This is a genomic window from Paenibacillus qinlingensis, from assembly GCF_031455095.1.
GTDB lineage: Bacteria > Bacillota > Bacilli > Paenibacillales > NBRC-103111 > Paenibacillus_E > Paenibacillus_E qinlingensis_A.
On the sequence record NZ_JAVDSB010000007.1, the window covers coordinates 114,687 to 132,808 of the forward strand.

General features: G+C 43.5%; 22 protein-coding genes. 3 read left to right on the forward strand and 19 right to left on the reverse strand.

The annotated features are described in order from the left end of the window. Positions 1–31: 31 nt before the first annotated feature. From J2736_RS19250 to J2736_RS19265, 4 genes are all read right to left on the reverse strand, one after another. Entirely contained in the window at positions 32–955 is a 924-nt protein-coding gene (locus J2736_RS19250) for a tyrosine-type recombinase/integrase (RefSeq protein ID WP_310500220.1), read from the reverse strand. Between the two features lie 169 nt (positions 956–1,124). Next, a complete protein-coding gene (locus tag J2736_RS19255; RefSeq protein WP_310500221.1) occupies positions 1,125–1,376 on the reverse strand; it encodes a YolD-like family protein in 252 nt (83 codons plus the stop codon). A 23-nt stretch (positions 1,377–1,399) separates the two neighbouring features. Then, positions 1,400–1,603 (reverse strand): YwbE family protein, encoded by a 204-nt coding sequence (locus J2736_RS19260; RefSeq protein WP_310500372.1) that lies wholly within the window; start codon positions 1,601–1,603, stop codon positions 1,400–1,402. A 99-nt stretch (positions 1,604–1,702) separates the two neighbouring features. Continuing rightward, positions 1,703–2,902: an MFS transporter gene (locus J2736_RS19265; protein WP_310500222.1), complete on the reverse strand. Its 1,200-nt coding sequence runs from the start codon at positions 2,900–2,902 to the stop codon at positions 1,703–1,705. 131 nt (positions 2,903–3,033) lie between these two features. On the opposite strand from J2736_RS19265, the gene J2736_RS19270 reads away from it, so the two are divergent. Together J2736_RS19270 and J2736_RS19275 are read left to right on the forward strand one after the other, a co-directional pair. After that, the gene (locus J2736_RS19270; protein ID WP_310500223.1) at positions 3,034–3,885 is read left to right on the forward strand and encodes an AraC family transcriptional regulator; all 852 of its coding nucleotides are present in this window, start codon (positions 3,034–3,036) and stop codon (positions 3,883–3,885) included. A 91-nt stretch (positions 3,886–3,976) separates the two neighbouring features. After that, positions 3,977–4,261: a hypothetical protein gene (locus tag J2736_RS19275; RefSeq protein ID WP_310500224.1), complete on the forward strand. Its 285-nt coding sequence runs from the start codon at positions 3,977–3,979 to the stop codon at positions 4,259–4,261. A gap of 105 nt (positions 4,262–4,366) precedes the next feature. Here the strand turns inward: J2736_RS19275 and J2736_RS19280 are convergent, their stop codons facing one another. From J2736_RS19280 to J2736_RS19295, 4 genes are read right to left on the reverse strand one after another with little or no spacing between them, the layout of a single operon-like run. Beyond that, positions 4,367–4,627: a DUF3892 domain-containing protein gene (locus tag J2736_RS19280; protein WP_310500225.1), complete on the reverse strand. Its 261-nt coding sequence runs from the start codon at positions 4,625–4,627 to the stop codon at positions 4,367–4,369. 55 nt (positions 4,628–4,682) lie between these two features. Next, positions 4,683–4,925 (reverse strand): hypothetical protein, encoded by a 243-nt coding sequence (locus J2736_RS19285; protein ID WP_310500226.1) that lies wholly within the window; start codon positions 4,923–4,925, stop codon positions 4,683–4,685. Between the two features lie 59 nt (positions 4,926–4,984). Beyond that, complete coding sequence (gene rsiV, locus J2736_RS19290; protein WP_310500227.1) at positions 4,985–5,872, reverse strand: anti-sigma-V factor RsiV; 888 nt, start codon at positions 5,870–5,872, stop codon at positions 4,985–4,987. A 2-nt stretch (positions 5,873–5,874) separates the two neighbouring features. Then, the gene (locus tag J2736_RS19295; RefSeq protein ID WP_310500228.1) at positions 5,875–6,384 is read right to left on the reverse strand and encodes an RNA polymerase sigma factor; all 510 of its coding nucleotides are present in this window, start codon (positions 6,382–6,384) and stop codon (positions 5,875–5,877) included. Positions 6,385–6,529: 145 nt separating this feature from the next. Between J2736_RS19295 and xerS the strand changes: the two genes are divergently transcribed. Then, positions 6,530–7,612: a tyrosine recombinase XerS gene (gene xerS / locus J2736_RS19300; RefSeq protein ID WP_310500229.1), complete on the forward strand. Its 1,083-nt coding sequence runs from the start codon at positions 6,530–6,532 to the stop codon at positions 7,610–7,612. Here xerS and J2736_RS19305 read toward each other — a convergent pair. From J2736_RS19305 to J2736_RS19355, 11 genes are all read right to left on the reverse strand, one after another. Then, positions 7,609–7,938: an antibiotic biosynthesis monooxygenase family protein gene (locus J2736_RS19305; RefSeq protein ID WP_310500230.1), complete on the reverse strand. Its 330-nt coding sequence runs from the start codon at positions 7,936–7,938 to the stop codon at positions 7,609–7,611. The two genes, xerS and J2736_RS19305, sit on opposite strands and share 4 nt — an antisense overlap. 126 nt (positions 7,939–8,064) lie before the next feature. Next, a complete protein-coding gene (locus tag J2736_RS19310; RefSeq protein WP_310500231.1) occupies positions 8,065–8,943 on the reverse strand; it encodes an oxidoreductase in 879 nt (292 codons plus the stop codon). A gap of 274 nt (positions 8,944–9,217) precedes the next feature. Beyond that, a complete protein-coding gene (locus J2736_RS19315) occupies positions 9,218–9,781 on the reverse strand; it encodes a TetR/AcrR family transcriptional regulator (protein ID WP_310500232.1) in 564 nt (187 codons plus the stop codon). Positions 9,782–9,866: 85 nt separating this feature from the next. After that, positions 9,867–10,532: a YjgB family protein gene (locus J2736_RS19320; RefSeq protein ID WP_310500233.1), complete on the reverse strand. Its 666-nt coding sequence runs from the start codon at positions 10,530–10,532 to the stop codon at positions 9,867–9,869. Between the two features lie 172 nt (positions 10,533–10,704). Further along, positions 10,705–11,694, reverse strand: coding sequence for an L-glyceraldehyde 3-phosphate reductase (gene mgrA / locus J2736_RS19325; protein WP_310500234.1), 990 nt, complete (start codon positions 11,692–11,694; stop codon positions 10,705–10,707). Positions 11,695–11,872: 178 nt separating this feature from the next. After that, positions 11,873–12,898, reverse strand: a complete 1,026-nt coding sequence (locus J2736_RS19330; protein ID WP_310500235.1) for a phosphotransferase — start codon at positions 12,896–12,898, stop codon at positions 11,873–11,875. Positions 12,899–12,922: 24 nt separating this feature from the next. Further along, a complete protein-coding gene (locus tag J2736_RS19335; RefSeq protein WP_310500236.1) occupies positions 12,923–13,429 on the reverse strand; it encodes an ADP-heptose synthase in 507 nt (168 codons plus the stop codon). A 159-nt stretch (positions 13,430–13,588) separates the two neighbouring features. Beyond that, positions 13,589–14,182, reverse strand: a complete 594-nt coding sequence (locus J2736_RS19340; protein ID WP_310500237.1) for a ribonuclease H-like YkuK family protein — start codon at positions 14,180–14,182, stop codon at positions 13,589–13,591. A 145-nt stretch (positions 14,183–14,327) separates the two neighbouring features. Then, a complete protein-coding gene (locus J2736_RS19345) occupies positions 14,328–15,287 on the reverse strand; it encodes a C40 family peptidase (protein WP_310500238.1) in 960 nt (319 codons plus the stop codon). 141 nt (positions 15,288–15,428) lie between these two features. Beyond that, a complete protein-coding gene (locus J2736_RS19350; protein ID WP_310500239.1) occupies positions 15,429–15,725 on the reverse strand; it encodes a hypothetical protein in 297 nt (98 codons plus the stop codon). A 92-nt stretch (positions 15,726–15,817) separates the two neighbouring features. Beyond that, entirely contained in the window at positions 15,818–18,121 is a 2,304-nt protein-coding gene (locus tag J2736_RS19355; RefSeq protein WP_310500240.1) for a thiamine pyrophosphate-dependent enzyme, read from the reverse strand. Between the last annotated feature and the right edge of the window lies 1 nt (position 18,122).

The following is an 18,122-nucleotide window of genomic DNA, read 5'->3' on the forward strand; positions in this document are numbered from 1 at the left end:
TTATATGCATAATTTTAGTCATTTATGTCACTTAAATCCCCATACCAATCGGTATGAACGCTGATACCCGATTCATCGCATCCTGCTTTTGTTTATCTCCTACGTGCGTATAGATCTGCGTCGTTTGAATGCTCGCATGTCCGAGCAGCTCCTGCAGCGTTCGAATATCCGTCCCAGCTAATACTTGCATCGTGGCAAATGTATGTCGCAGCTTGTGACTCGAGAACGACTTGCCCTGCAACTCGATGTACTGACCCTTCAATTGGCCGAAATGTTTCTCGGCAATCGTTTGAATCATTCGAATACTTATACGTCGACCGAATTGGGAGACAAAGAAAGGCTGCTCAGCCCCATTCCTCGCTTCCATACGCTCTTCAAGTGCCCGCTGGAGCACCTGAACAATCTCATTCGGGAGCGGGATCACACGCCACTTACGCCCTTTCCCGAGAACCATTAATGAATTCGTGCCCCGATTGAAATCGGACATATTCAGACGGTGAAGCTCACTGACCCGCAAACCTGCATAGCTCATTAATAGAAACATTGCAACATTCCGAATCTGATATTTCCCTTCGATGGATTGCAAAAATACAGACAGCAGCTCCTCACTCAAAAAGGTCGGAACTGGATTCTTCTCAACCTTCGATTTCTTCACAGTACTCGAGGGATTATGCACGACGATCTGCAGCTCCACTAGCGCTGTAAAAAAAGTGCGGATCGACGAGAGGTACCGATTCCTCGCCGCATCCCCTGCCCCGCCCTGACGCATCTTCGTCAGGAAGCGCATAATATCAATCGCAGCAATTGCTGGTAATTCCTTCTCACCGAGACTTGCGAGAAATAAACGAACATCCCCAAGGTAAGCTTGCTGCGTTCGTTTTGTGAACCCCTGGTCTTTCATCCAGGAGTCAAAAAGCTCCAAATACTCGTCATCAAACGTTAAACTAGTGTCCATGCTGTTAATCTCCGTCCGTTACAAGCTAAATTGCGTTAAATATAGATTTAGTGCAATTTTTTCGATGAAAAAATCGCTTATTCTTCACACGCTAAGCCCACCATTCTTACACTGGCTTTAGAGTTAAAGAATAAGCGTAATGTTGGAATCATTTTAGAAGATCATCTTCTTAATCCCGTGGATATTCCACCTTCATAATATCCATGAACGGCACCTTGTCCAGCTCGCCATTGCAATCCATATGTACTCTGCCCGTACGTGAATCCATCGTTGCAATTGTACCTCGTACGGTTTCTTCACGTCCCCACACGGTTAACACAATCTCAGAATTCTCCATCTTTGCTTCTGACAGCTGGTTCCCGATCTCCTCTAATACGAACTCGTCACGCGTTGGCCGTTTCGCTACTTTTGCTTTTGCCATCCCCAATTCTCCTCCATGTTCCGTCAGCTGGACGGCGTAATAATTTCTTTCACGCGACCAACTTGGCCATCTGTGAGTCTTACTTTTATACCATGAGGATGAGTGGGTGAGTTCGTCAATAAATCCTTCACTATCCCGCGTGTAAGTTTCCCGCTTCGCTGGTCTTGCTTTAACACGATATTCACTTCTTTACCGGGCATAACATCTTTTCGATTTTGTCCATTCATGCTGCGTGTGTCGCCTGCTTTCATGCCATAGTGTGATTTATTATACCATAGTTTCCCCTTCTACCCCATCTCGATAAACAATTTATTCAGGCGGGAATTCTAAGATTCCACGGCTTTCCTAACCGTCTTTTCCACGGTTTCATCGCTTTTTTTAGAAAAATACGGGATCAGTAAGACACTTGAGAAACTAAAGATCATGACAGCCTTGAAGACGAATCCATTAAAGTCTTGTATTCCGAGGATCAACGCCAACAGGAACATACGTGAAATCACCAAGATAAGCTCCCGCCATACCATAACTCTCGTTTGATGAATGGGTTCTAATTGATAGGTCATCATAAATTGTCGCGAGCTCCAAATCGTAGCGAAGAAAAACAATCCGATCGTCGTTAAGATGTTGGACAAGATCAAAATCAGCGGCGTAGGGAATAAAGCTAGCAAAAATCCTGCTGCCGCTGCCCCCATGCCAAACGTTAACCATTTGTTATCACTGATCTGACGCGTACGACTGAAGCGACGATATACAAATACACAACCAATCGTGAAGGATGTATACATAATTTGCAGCAAGGCGATGTTGAGTTTATCTTGCGTGACTGAGAAGGTAAAGATCAATGAGAAGATCCCCTGAAACTGAATGAAAAATCCGCCGGCAACCAGCGAAGGAATCATCCATTTCAACTGGGGTGTCGAGAATACTTGACCCAAGCGAAACTTACGAAACACAGGTTCATTGGCTTCTTTTAATGAAATCAGAGGAACAAAATAGGATGTGACTATCATCAGTCCGATGAAGATGAACATAATGAAGAAGGATGCTGTGAAACCCATCCACTTTATAATCACTGCGAATAGCAAAGGATTAATGAAGGAAATCAATTGACCAATGACACTTATCGCGGAAAAAAACGCGGAAAACTCCTTCCCTTTTCCAAAAAGGGAGATCCCCATATTTTGCGCAGAGCCATAAAGACCGTTCGTAATGCCAACTGGAATAGCAATCAAAGTAATATAAAGCATCTTAGGTTCAAAATGTACCCAAGATAGAAGGATGAAAGTGACACCTGCTCCAATGGCCGCAACCCGCATAACCGACCCTATCGTGAGCTTGGATAACAGATTCGCACCAAACATGAAGGCGGCTCCCCAAACTAGAAACATGATCAAATTAAACCACGCTACATCGAAGATTTGATTCCCTTTTTCCCATATAAACAGATTAATAAAGATACCCATGTAGTTAAAAATAATACCAGAGCTGACGCTCATTAATAATAATCGTTTAAGCGCGGTTGTCATGACATGTTGTGCTCTCTTTCTAAACGAATTTTTGGTAAACTGGTTATGGATGTATGAATGCTCCCTTTATAATGAAAATTACATCATACCACGGAGTTTGCTCGGAAGGAATGTATGTTATGCCTAGATTCATGGACAATACAATTAGTCCCTATCCACTAAGAATCATCACTTTACCTATTGATGCCAGTAAATTAAAGCTGCAATCTCTTCGCATTCGTCATGTGGGCCATTTGCCAGGTCGGATTATGTATCGGGAAGATGCCAAGTTCGAGAGTTTCGCAATTGTGTATATCGCAGGAGGCAAGGGGACTTACCGTGTCAATGACGGGCCGGTGCAGAAAGTCGAAAGTGGCAGCCTATTCTTCTTTCGTCCGAATCAAGTCTATCAATATGGCCCAGATCCAGGCGGATACTGGGATGAATATTACTTCACAGTAGAAGGCAGCCGTGTAGAGGAATGGCAGAACAGTTGGCTAACCGAAATAGATCAAGTGAAGCAGGTTGGCTACGAGGATACGACTCAGCTTAATCGGATCGAACGCATTTTCATGGGGATGGAAAGCGGCATTCCTTCAAATATTGATCGGGCTGCACTTCTTGTAGAGTCCCTATTATTTGAATTTATTCAACGTGCAGAAGCCACCACGGAGACGACGAAGACGCAGCAATTCATTAATCTCATTGATGAGCTCAGTCATTCATTATATCAACCCTTTGACGCGCAAAGTATTGCGAAGCGACACCATATCTCCCTTTCTACCCTTCGTAGAATCGTTAGCGAATATTCCGGTTATCCGCTAAATACCTATATGCATAGAATGAAAATGGCGGAAGCCAAAAATGTTTTGTTGAACACGACAATGTCCGTCAAGGAAATTGCTGCTTCATTAGGGTACAATGATGTCTTCTACTTTTCACGTATATTCAAGAAATATGTAGGTGTATCTCCGCTTATTTTTCGAAATACGATGCACACGTAGCTTATAAATTTATGACTACCTTGCACGACTTGTCACATCGCTGCATATGATAGATTGAAAGCAAATCTTCGTATGTGGAGGTGAATCAGACATGGCACTTACACTATCGGGTTTAATGCTTTATACTATGTGGCTTGTCTTAGGGGTCATGGGTCTTAGCTTTGTAGTAGATTTGTTCAAATCGTTCTCAGCAGGAACTTTTTCCAGCGCTACGGTTACATCCTACTTGAAAGACCTTTTGTATTTTGTTTTCCCTCTATTCTTGCTTTCCAACATGATGCCGCTCGATCATACCGATTACCTTATCAAAATCGCTTACTACATCGGTGCGCTTGGCGTCATCTACAACTATGTTGGCGGCTATTTCAAAAAGTAAAACTGCAATCGCATTCACAGCTGCTGAGACCCTCAGCAGCTTTTTTAATGCAAAAAAAGCTGTTCACCGATGGTAAACAGCTTCCTATCTCATGAACGATGCCAGCTAAAATCGAGGTAAATTCGATAAATTATTGCTAGGATCTCCATCTGGATACGAACGCAAAGTTTTTTCACCTTTTCGATTCACACCTGTGTTGGCATCCTCGATCAAATCTGCCTCGGTCATCTCAATTGCCGTCTGGACATCCACCACTTGACCATTCTGAAATTTGACAGCCTCTATACTCCCATCTTCATAATGCACGGCTTGAATCATCGCTTTATTCGGATCTATCGTATGGGGACCACTTTGACGTCGCGGCATATCGTTTCCTCCTTCGTTAGCATGAAAACCCCACAGAAGTGGGGCTACCTGCTTGCTATGACTGAGTTGACTCGCTTTGTGATTTCATTTCTTCCTTCAGTTCTTCCGTCTTTTGCTGCGCTTGCTTGATTTGTGTTTGGAGATCCTCTACTTGCTGTTCAGCTTCTGAGAGTGCCGCAGCGGTAGCCTGCGAATAGATTTGTTGTGCAACTTGCAATGTTTGTTCCGCTGCTTGCTCTGCTTTTTGGGCAACATCCTTAATTTGCGCTAAGCCAAGTTCCTTTTGTTGTTGCGGCATGGTAATACCCCCAGCTGATGTTTTGCATACCCAATTAATGTAGGCAATGGAGTCCAATTTTATTCGGGCAAAAGATAAGCATGTGTAGATAACTGAGCCGCTAATAGGTTGGTCGGAATTACAAACTCAGGCCCCCCCATAAAACCAGGCGTAACTTCATATTTCTGAAAAACAATGACAAGCTTGCCGTCTTTATTCAAGTAGAAGCTTTGATCTTTTTTTATGGACGTAAAGTTAAACTTCACCTCATTCGGAACACCTTCTACCCAATACACTTTAGCGGGATCATCCTTCATCTGTTGTCTCATTTGGGCTTTAATATAGTCACTAATTACCTGAATGTAGCCGTCATCCTTAAATAAGCTCGGCAAAGTGATTAACAACTGATTCTTCTTATCAATGGTGTCATATTGGAAAACAGTTGACGATGAAGCGGCTGTATTGACGACATACCTCCCCACCGAGAAGATCTGATCATTGTCCGTTTTTACGATATAACCACTATCTACGCCTAGATGTCCCTCTAATCCACTAGCTTTCATCTGAGCAATGTCATTCATGAAATTCGTGTAGAGCTTTTTACTCTCTTCCAAATACTTTGTATTTAAGGATTCTTCTAATGTCTTGTTCTCCAGATTCGTTATGATGGGAACTTCAACATTCGCTTTGTTTGCACCGTCATCATAGTGATATTCACGAAAGGTCAGCACTTTAATCAATTTGCCTACGACAGGTAGGTCAGATAAGGATTGTGCCATGGCTGCACTCGTATTCAGACCTGCTACGAATAGGATAGCCGCTGCAGTGATAGCTACTGGTAGCCACTTCAGATTGGTTTTAGACTTTTTTCTATGTTGGTTAATGGCTTGATTGACAATAAAATCGAGTTCATCTGGGATTGGAATCTCCATATAGGTTTGTTTCATCTTCTCTAGCTTCTCGTCCATGGTTAGTTTACCTCCACAAGCTTATCATCGTTCATTTTTATCCGTAAAAGCTTAAGGGCTTGGTAGAGCCGCGTCTTGATCGTACTCGAGTTTTCTTTTAGCACATCCGCGATTTCATCGATCTTCAAATCCTCAAAATATCGAAGCGTAATCACACTGCGATACATCGTTGGCAGATCATCCAGCGCCCGCTGCAAATCAATATTCGTATAGGCATCTTCACTCCCAGGCGTCAAAGCTTCCATGGATACATCATCCATCACGGTTAGCTTCTTATGTTTACGCAAGAAATCAAGCGAGGTATTGACGACTATTCGGTAAAACCAGCTCTTGATTGCCGCTTGGCTTTTCAATGCATCAGACCCGGCCAATGCCTTTTGAATCGCCTCTTGCACAATATCTAGGGCATCTTCTTGATTTTTCACATAGCTGTAGGCAAGCCGATACACATTCTCTTTATGTTCAGTGATGCAGGCAATTAACTCGTTTTCTAGCTTCCTATTCTTAGTCATGTCGTTGATGACGCTCCTTTTACCGCGCAGGTAATCGTGTTGTAGCTAAGACGTCTCAGGGTCTAAAATAGTTTGATTCCTATCTCTACCAATTTCGAGAATGCACTGGTATACTAACAGCAAGACGCTTATGAGGTGAACCGCTATGAATATAATTAAAGTTAAAGACCGTCATGAGTTAGATCGTCGCGTACCATCGATGCCGTGGTATATTGAGAAATTCATTAATTACAAACTACCTGATCTATCCCCATCATCCCTGCTCGAATATGTTCGCGATTATGAAATATTTCTATCCTGGCTTCTCGCGGAGGGGTTAAGTACAGCAACTGCCATGAATCAAGTTCCTCTCGAGGACTTAGAGCGATTACATATGGACAGCGTTAATAATTTTCGCATGTTCCTTGCTACTCGTAAAGCACAAGCTAATGGTAAAACAACGATCAACCGCAAGCTATCTGCGCTTCGATCCTTATTTCATTATTTGAGTCAAATTGCTGAGGATGATAACTTCTACCCGCTCCTGAAGCGCAATGTGATGGCTAAGGTAGAGATTAAGCGTGCACACAAGGCAAAAGACAGCGCGGCGAAACTGGAAGGCAAGCTGTTGCAAGAGGAAGAAATTGCGGAGTTCATTGCTTATTTGAAGGAAGGTTATGGACACGATGTCGCAACAAATAAACAAGCACTTTACGCATATGAATTAAACAAAGTAAGGGATGCCTGTATCGTAACGCTTATTCTAAATTCGGGGCTTCGTGTTTCCGAGGTATTTAATTTGAATGTCGATGATATTGATATGAAATTAAAGCTTGTCCACGTGTACCGAAAAGGTAAAAATGACGACACTTTCAAAACACCGGTCTATTTTAGACTTGATGCCATACAAACCATTACGGATTACTTGGCTATTCGCTCATCGCGTTACAAGCCAGCCAAAAAAGAAAAAGCCCTCTTCATTGCCATGGCCAATGGCAAAAAAGAAGGCGAACGTATGACGAAACGAGCGATTCAAGAACTTGTCATTAAATATGCAAAAAGGTTTGGGAAACCGTATCTTTCTGTACATAAACTGCGGCATTCATTCGCAACCGATTATTACTTACAGAACGACTTATACAAAACGCAAGAGCAGCTCGGCCATGCCTCCCCTGAGACCACGCAAATCTATGCGCATCTCACGGATCGTACGATGTCTGAAGCGATTGACAAGCGCGCGGAATCTTAATCGCCTGCTGGTTCGAAAGTTCGAACCACTTCATACATGCCGGGTTCAAATGTAGCAATCGTCATTGCTTCTTGTAGATAAGGAAGCGGCTTAGGATCGTTTCGCATAGCTTGGTAAGCTTCCGCGCTTTCCCACTGTGCATACATGGTTACTTTCGTGCCATCAACACTTCGATGAAGACGGCTAGAGATAAATCCAGGAGCGTATCGGACTGAAACGTCTGTTGCTCTGGTAAGTAACTCAATGAGACGTTCCTGATTAGCAGGTTCAACCGTAAATACATTAATGAGGGTAACCATTTCTGAATTCATAGTAATTTGTGTCATGATAGTAGGATCTCCGTTTCATATTTATAATAACTTATCCAACTGGATAAGTTTTTTTGCTTATCTTTGCGCTAAGTCTAACTTTTTATACAAGTTTAAGATAGGGACGAATGCACAGGAGCAAGCTTATTCTTCAAGCTCGTTATACATTTGTGATACGGCTGGATCCAATTTTCTTTGTTCAAAATCAGCAGAACGGCTTAACTTTTCCCAACGCTTTGTTTCGGCTAACTTGCCTGCGTCTACCGCGTTTGCGATATCAACAGCATCACTTCCGAGTAACAAGCGAAGCGGTGGATGTTCTTCATTTACCATCGTAATAATCGCTTGCGCCGCTTTATCCGGATCGCCATTCTCTTTCCCCGTTCTATCGCGCAAATGTTTCAGAAGTCCACCGACTGTTTGACGATAAGCTTCACTTGGTTCGATATGCTGCATCGATGAGCCTGCCCAATCGGTGCGGAAGCCGCCTGGTTCAATTAACGTGACCTTAAGTCCCAGCGGTGCCACTTCTTTAGACAATACCTCGGAGAAGCCCTCTACTGCCCACTTGGCTGTTTGATAAGCACCAAGACCTGGCGCGCCTGTTCGGCCACCAATCGAGGAGAACTGAACGATATGACCAAAACCTTGTTCTCTCAACATAGGCAGCGCGGCTTTCGTTACGTTGATAACACCCCACAGGTTCGTTTCGATTTGTGCACGGAAATCCTCCATCGACGTTTCTTCAATAGAAGAAACATTCCCGTAACCTGCATTATTGACAAGGACATCTAATCGTCCGAAAGTTTCAAAAGCTGTATGAATAGCTGCTTCAGCCTGATCATAACGATTCACATCCAATTTCACGATCCTTACCTGATCTCCGTAACGTGCAGATAGATCAGCTAATTGTTCGGTATTGCGGGCCGTCGCGACGAGTTGGTCACCTTTAGCAAGTACCGCCTCTGCAAGACTGCGTCCAAAACCTCGTGAACTTCCTGTAATCAACCATACTTTAGACATATCATGTGCCTCCTTCAGATGTGTTTGGAATGTTTATTCCATTGTTAGTATATCTCCGAAGAACTCTTACGTCAAGATATTTTGGAATTAATATTCCAACTTAATAATTCCGAAATATTAAATCCACCTAAATACCCCTTTATTTTACTGAGATATTATAGTTACCGGATTAATTTTCTTCTACTCGCAAGAAATATTGGAATATTTATTCCAATATATCAATAAAAAAAATAGCCTTTGTGACCACGATTCGCAGTCGTTCAAATGGCTGTTTCTATACTAGCAGCGCTTTCCAAGATGACTCTAGAACTTGTTGAATCTGGATTTCATCCAATGGATATTTCTGTACATAATATCCTTTCAGGATGGATGAAATAATACCGTGAATCAGTTGATGGGATAAGTGAGATTCCATCTCCCTAAAAATTCCTTGCTTCTGCCCTTCAACGATAACTGACAGAACAACTTCCCGGGAATTGTCGCCATCATCCATGTTACGTAACTCATGCGAAATATAAGGAGAAAAAGAAAAACTGTCAATAAACAGAAACTCCTTGGGAAAATCGATACCGAATTGAAGTCGATTCAACTGAAGTCGCTTAAAGCGCTCATAAAGACTTGCTTCGGGTGTGAATCCCTGCACGAGGTATTCACCCAAATGCATCCGCGCCTCTTTATAGACCGCATTAACGATCTCTTCCTTGTTAGCAAAATAGTTGTAAATGGTGCCAGACCCTACATTTGCTCTCTTAAATATCTTGGAGAAGGTAACTGCCTGTAACCCCTCTTCATGTATTAAGTCGAGCGTGGCAGCCATAATATCCTGTTTCTTACTCATCCATTCCACCTCTTGACACTAACATTAGTACGAGCTAGAGGCAGATGTCAAGTATACCTGGCCACACACGCTCAGTGTTGAACCATTACCCAGCCATATTGTTGACCGAATGTACGGTATCAAAGACAGAGATATGATCTACTTTACCTGTGGATTTGGGAATAATAAATTTAAGCTGAAATGCTTTGGAAGCTGTATAGATATAAATGGTATCATCCCCATTTAATTTGATATCAGCCGGTTTACCTAATGCTTGTTCAATCTGACTTAATGTCAATGTACGCAGCTGCGGATCATTGGAGCGAATATCGATAATTTGACTTCCCTTATTAAACCCAATGACAGCATTTTTCTTCGAGTATGTTGCGTAAAGCCCACTACCCGCTGATTCTGTCTTATCTGCTTTCCCCCACGATTTCTCCACATCGTCAGTAAGTCCAGTTGTAGCAGCAAACGGGATGCCGCTAACTTTTCCTGATTTCGCAAGTTCAAGCATATCTTTCAATTGTTTCGAAACCGTAGTGGTTGTTGATGAAGGTGCTGGTGTAGTAGACGGACTCGCAGACGGACTCGCAGTTGGGCTTGCCACAGAACTCGGTGTAGGCGTTGCTGATGGGCTCGATGACGCACTAGCACTAGGAGTTGGTGTGGAACTTGCCGCTGGTTCTTGTGTTGAAGAACATGCTGTTAACAGGATCATCGTTGATAGAAGCATTGTATATATGGTTGTTTTCTTATTATTTTTTTTCATCTTGGTCTCCTCTTTCTTATTACTTACTTTTTTTACTTACCTTACGGATATATGACGATCTAATTACTAAAAAGGTTGCTTAGCATTTTTATGAAATAAAATAAACCATAAGGAAAAATCCCTTATGGTTTATTTTCTTCTGTATTTGACTTTTTATGAGAAAACCAATAAATTATTTCAGAATTTGTTCAATCGCAGCCAATTCTTCAGGAGAAAACGCGAGATTCTTGAGTGCAGCAACATTCTCCTCAATTTGCGACACGCGGCTGGCACCAATTAATGCGGATGTGACGCGCTCACCGCGTAGTACCCAAGCCAGCGACATCTGCGCCAAGCTTTGTCCACGAGAGCTAGCCAATTCATTCAGTTGAATAATTTGATTCAGCTTTTCTTCCGTAATGTCTTTTTCTTTTAAGAATTGGCTTTTCCCGCCAGCTCTCGAATCCGCTGGAATCCCGTTCAAATACTTACTGGTGAGCAATCCTTGTGCAAGTGGGCAGAATGCGATACTCCCTGCACCGAAGTCATCTAAGGCATCCTGCAAGCCATCCTCGATCCAGCGATTCATCATGCTGTAAGCTGGTTGATGAATAAGTAGCGGAGTACCTAAACTTTTAAGAATTGACGCCGCTTCTTTGGTTTGCTCAGCTGAATAGTTGGAAAGGCCAACATAGAGCGCTTTTCCTTGACGCACGATTAAATCCAACGCCGCCATTGTCTCTTCGAACGGTGTGTTCGGATCTGGACGGTGAGAGTAGAAAATATCTACATAGTCTAGACCCATTCTTTTTAAACTTTGATCTAAGCTAGACACCATGTTCTTCTTAGAGCCCCACTCACCATAAGGGCCTTCCCACATGTAGTAGCCTGATTTGGTCGAGATGATAAGTTCGTCACGGTAGGCACCAAGGTCACTCTTAAGTACACGCCCCATGAGCTCCTCTGCGGAACCTGGCGGCGGTCCATAGTTATTGGCTAAGTCAAAGTGTGTAATCCCTAAATCAAATGAACGAAGCAACATCGCTCGTCCGTTCTCATGCAAATCTAATCCCCCAAAATTGTGCCACATACCGAGAGAAATAGCGGGTAACTTAAGCCCTGATTTCCCCGTACGATTATATTTCATTTCTGCATACCGCGTTGAACTTGCTTGATAGACCATGATTGTCCTCCTTCACATTCTAAGAAAATCCTTTTTAGCAAATAAATGATATCGTCACTAAAGTTTTCGCAAATAGCTCGTATCCTATGTACTAGTATAGTTGAAGGCTATCAACAAAAAAAGAACTGAAAAAAACGTGTCTTACTAACTTTCAGGTTAGTAGGACACGTGAAATAGACTACATCCGATCAAAACGTAACAAATCCTTGTGTGTTTGAAGCCATTTGGTCTTCTCATATGTATTTCGAATGATATCTACCAGTACGCCCTGTGGATCCACGCCATCTAAGTAACGACCCAAAAAATGAATGAACACATCAAGCCTGCGAAGCTCGATTAACAAGGGTAATATGCTGATTTCATCTTGTGGTAATTGAACAAACTGGCGGTATCCTTCATAGAAAGCTTTACTATTAGCATGAAGCTTTTCTTCTGGAAGCGAGGGATCAATGAGATCGGATAAACATACGGCAAGTTCCATGACTCGTACATCGACCGTTACAAATTCAAAATCTAGAATCGCCACAAAACGCCCTTCATCATCCACCAGCATGTTGGAACCATTAATATCCCCATGAACGAGCTGATGCGGCAGCTGCCGAATCGTTGGAATTGCTGAATATAAGGCCATATAGCGATTAAATATATAAGCAAGTTCCTCCTGCTGGGCTAAGAACGCCTCCGGCGGATGCTGCGCAAAAGCGCGGATCGCATCTGGCTTGCAGCTAGGATGAATATGTTCAATTTCATAATAAGGAGCATACTCCGGTTTATCCGCAATTGATATGTTAGCTAAGGCAGCGGATAATTGGCCTGCTGCTTTCCCCATTTCTTTCAGTTGACTCAAACCAATTTCGATTGGATTACTACCTGCTGTAAAAGTAAATAAAGCCGCGAGCTTTCCGTCATCATCCCCAAGCGTCACAACTGTCCCACCCGTAGGAAGCTCTAATGGCATCGGAATGTCGAAAGGAAGCTCGTCTTTCCTTTTAGCTAATTGAAGTAATACACGATGTTCAAAGTTTATTTTGTTACGGTCTCGATGTGTTTCATACAATCGCAGGACATACGTGCAGTCCTCTACTTCAACGAAACGTGTCGTATTATTCATACCACCTGCACCAACACGCAGCGTCCATGTTTGGTTTGGAAACCAATTAGCGGGAAGTAAAGCTAATTGATCTTCTTGTTCGATAACTCGCATAATGCTCAGTCTCAGCTCCTCTTCTTATACTTGATTGTCGCCTTCAACCGCGAACTCAAAATCCTCAACATCAAAAGCCTCTACGGGTATGGCAAACTCCACTAATCGCTCAATAAAGTCAAATTGATCTGTCAGCAGCTCAGCCTGCTCCTTGATCGCTGTCAAAATTAATTCTGTTTCAATAGGGTCAAATTGATCCCCGTAAGCTTCGTTATCAATCGCAAAAACAATTTGCAAAGTCACATGCTCATTAATCGGTAACGGCGGACTTTTGCCCCATGGCATAGATAATGCTTTCTCTATCTTTTTCTTATTAAAAGATTCTTCAAAGAAGGCTATAAGCTCGCCAATCATTTGTTTGACGAATCCATCATCTTCTAGTTCTAGCATAATAGGTTCGGGACTACTATGCAGCTCGTAAAGTTCTTGAATAGTCGTATAAGGTATTAAATAAGTCACAGGCTTTGATGGCAGCATGAGCTGGCCATGCACGGCTAACATCACTGCTTCGATTATAAACGTTTTGCTCATGGAATTCCCCCCTAATGCTACAATCATTCAGCAATACTTCGCTAAGTAACCGCGGAAACCCTTCTTTCTAAAATGGCATGCATAGGCTCTATACAGGGTGAATAAAACCGCCAACTCCTCGATCGCGTTGACCATGGAGCTAACGGTTGTATGCACGCTCTATAAACTGCCATCGATCACCTCATGGTCCTCGTAAGCTGGTCGGTGCGGCTTCTTCGAGTGTCGATTCGCATAAGCAGAAGCTACATAGCAATCCGGTTTAATAACGGGGACCATCCCGACAGATTCCACGCGTCTTACCATTTCTTGGACGAATTTCGCCGTCCGATTTCTATTCTCGTCATCTCCCGCATCGATATGTATGAACATATCGAATGTCGCACCTTGATAGAGATGAGGAAGAACAATATTTTCCATATCTTGTCGTTTGTTTTCGTCAAAGTACATCGCAATTTCCTCACTCAGACTAGTCTCCATGGAAAGCTTTTCTTTAATTGAGTATAGCGCCCTAGGTACAATTACTTGACGATAACACGCCCACGCTCCTTTCCCTAGCCGCTGGATCACTACACCGGTAATGAATTTTGTATGACCTGTGTGCACCTGACAATCCGTACCAATGATAAATTTATAAGTGGCTACGGGATCAAGTCGCATGAAATGTAAAATACGCTCGTGCACGGTATCCAGGTTAAGTCCTCTTTCCGTTGTGTTCCTAAATTCCAGGGGATGGTTCGTCGTCGAAGGTTTCAAAGATAAGGCTCTCCTTTTCTCCATAGCATCAAGGATAGAAATAAAGCTTATACTTTTCACACAATATGCAAAAGGCGGATGCTCAAGGCAAGCACCCGCCTCTTTCTATAGTATATGGCATACATTGCCTGTTCGAACCATCAACTTATTTTAAAACACTGCCGCCATACAAAAATCGATTATCCCACTGTTTACCCGCGATCGTATCTACACGAACACCACCGGATTCAACGGAATACGTGTGAAGCATTTGCCCATTGCCTAAATAGAGGCCAACATGAGTAATCGGCTCCGTTAAGACATTGATCCCGTCGTAATCCGATGCTTTGGACCCTTTATAGCTGCTAAAGAATAGAAGATCTCCTCTTTTCAGCTTGGTCCAATCCTTCACGATAGTGCCTTCCGAACGAACGTACATCCCTTGAGAAGCGGAATCACTCGGCAAGGACAAACGAAGCGCGTCCCAGAACATCGTCTGAACGAAATCTGAGCAATCGAATGTCGATGGATCGTTGCGAGGTGAACCGAATTCATATGGTGTTCCTAAGTAGACTTGTCCAGCATCAATGACTGCTTCGATTTCAGCCGCAACGGGCATATTCGGTTTAATAACCGAGAAATCGGCTGTGATGTATTTGGAGCTTGTGCTCACATAACCACTAATGCCATCCGCATCAATGACTTTGTACCAACTATCATTCACTTTATCCGTAACAAGTACATCTTCACCTTTGGCAAGCATTCGAATAACTTTGGAACCAGAACTTGCCTCCGAAGAAGGTAGTGTACGGAAATTTACGCCATAATTGATTTGCGCGTTGCTTACAATCGTTATGTATTTGCTATTCGTTGATACGTAACCACTTACACCTTGTGCATCCTTAACTTGAAACCAATTCGCTGTCGTATACTCGGTTACCGTTACGATTTCATTCGTCTTCAACATGCGCAGCACCTTGCTCGAAGTGCTTGGTTGGTCTCGAAAGCTTACACCTGCTACGATCTGACCTTTCGTTTCTACGCCATCTGCAGCCTGTGCAGCTTTAGGTAATAACGCCATGAAAGCTATCATACATACCGCAATAACCATCGTCCACTTTCTCATTGTCTTTCCCTCCACTGGGTATGATGTTAAAATTTTCTTTCGTACCCTTATTATAGTTTGAGGGGGTTAAATGCGAATATAGGTGGATGGTAGCGATTATTGTCAGGGGATGCGAGGCGACAAGCCTATTGACACCTAGGTTTAAATTTCCAGTTTTCGTACTTCTGGCTTTCGCGTTATGCCTGACCAAAATAACTGCCAAACGGAAGAGTTTTTAAGCTTGACATTACTTATTTTCATCTCGCTCTCTTCCCATTCAATCACTTGCCAACTATCTGGATCTTGGACAGCTTGGGATTCCAAATAGGCGTACGCTTGCTCATTCGCTTCCTCTTGCTCTATCCAGAATTTCACCCCATAATAAGCTAGTCCATAATGGTTAACAAGCGTTGTTGTATAGATTTGTTCGGTTTCTTTCTGCTGTAATACATAGGGCATTCTTCTTCTCCTCCTCGTAAAAAGGCACATTCACCACGAGGGGAATGTGCCTTCGTTTGTATGCGTGCTTCGTAATGTACGGTTACTCCGTCTTACAAATACGCATTCTCATGCTTCGCTTTCAGCATATTCCAACGACGCTCCACTTCCGTCTCGAACGATTTCAGCGAGCCTTCATATTCTGGTTTTGTTAGATGTTTCGTTTTGCCCATCGTTTTCAACCAGTCCGAAAGTGGAATCTTCTTACTCTTATCTTCGGGATTGTAAGTGATTGACGTTACCCCATGTTCAACCTCATACAGCGGGAAGAAACAGGAATCAACTGCAGCACCGACAATATTAGAGCCCTCTTGGTCATCTGACAGCCAGTTTAATGGACAAGCAATAAGGATTTTGCCATACACCAATCCCTCATGCTGTGCGTACCACTGCGCCTTCGCTGCTTTCTTCACCAAATCCTGCGGATAAGCTTCAGAACCTGTAAACACATACGGGATGTGCGTTGCGGCCATGATTTGTGCTGTATCCTTATGATGGAATACTTTACCACCTTGATGCTTTCCGACATTGGAGGTAGATGTCCGATGGCCCATTGGCGTTGAATACGACAACTGTGCACCTGTGTTCATGTAGCCTTCATTATCGTATTCCAGGATAATCATTTTATGATTACGAAGAGCAGCACCAATCGCTGGGCCCATTCCGATATCCATCCCGCCGTCACCCGTAATCATGACGAACGTGAAATCGTCTTTTAACCCCAAATGATCAAGTTCTCCGCGCCGCTTCCGCTCCCAGAACATCTCTACAACGCCTGACAAGGTGGCTGCGCCGTTCTGGAACAAATTATGGATATACGTAGCTTTATGAGCGGAATATGGATACCCCGTCGTTACAACCATCGCACAGCCTGTGTGGAAAATGGAAACAATATCGCCTTCGATCCCTTTGAAGAACAATTCCAATCCTGAGAAAATACCACAGCCTGGACATGCGCCATGCCCTGGAGCAATCCGTTTAGGCTTTTTCGTTAGGGAACGCAGTGGTGGAATACGAACATTTAACTTCCTCGTGCTTTCGTCTTGTGTGACCGTGATCAGACCCGTATTCAAATCCTCATACTTCATTGGTGTCAATACCCGCTTCGGTGTTTTCGAGGGATCTCCAGGCGTATGCCCGTAATAGTCAAAAGGCACGTCAACCTTGCCGCTTTCCATCGCGTCAATGGCGAATTGGAACAGATTATGCCCATCCTCGGCATAAAAGTCTTTGCCACCTAAGCCATAGATTCGGCTTATGACAAGCGTGTCTCTGTTCCCATGGGTGAACAGCGCCGCTTTAATTTCATTGACCATGTTGCCGCCATGCCCGCCGTAGGAATCCGCGCGATCGCCAACCGTGATCGCTTTCACGTTCGCCAGCGCCTCAGCAATTTGCTTGGCTGGGAAAGGACGGATCAGATTGGGCGCAATCGATCCTGCTTTAATGCCCTTCTCGCGGAGCTGGTCGACGACATCCTTGATGATTTCGGAAGCCGAATTCATCAGGAATACCGCGACTTCCGCGTCCTCCATCCGATATAGTTCAAGTATCGGATAGTCACGACCTGTCAATTCGGCATACTCCTGCCGAATACGGTCATAGACACCTTCGGCGTTATACATCGCCATCGACTGTTGATAACAGTTATTAATGTAATCCGGCTCATTCATATAAGGTCCGACAGTAATCGGATTATTGCGATCCAAGGTATCTGGGAAGCCCTGTGGCTTCTCACCTACGAATGCCTGCACATCAGCCCGATGTGCAAATGTTTGTACTCTGCGCTTTTGGTGTGAGGTGAAATAACCATCTGAAGCTACCATAACAGGTAGGCGCACCTCAGGATCCTCGGCTAATTTGAGCGCCATAATATTCATATCATACACAGCTTGCGGGTCACGACACATGACAATTGGCCAACCCGTATTCAAAGCATAATAAAGATCAGAATGATCGCCGTGAATGTTCAGCGGTCCGGAAACAGACCGGCAAACCAAGTTCATAACCATTGGAAAACGTGTTCCGGATTGTACCGGCATTTGCTCCAACATGTACAAATAACCGTTGGCGCTTGTCGCGTTAAATACGCGTCCGCCAGCAGTTGATGCCCCATAACATATACCTGCTGAACCATGCTCACCGTCGGCAGGAATTAACACAATATCATGCTGTCCATTGGACTTCATGAGATCTAGAAATTGAGCTACTTCCGTGGATGGTGATATCGGAAAGTATCCCATGACATGATAATTAATTTGATGCGCTGCATAGGCAGCCATCTCATTCCCTGATTCATACACGATGCGCTGTTCGACCTTGGCTACCCCAAATTCCTGCTTAATATCAATGGACATG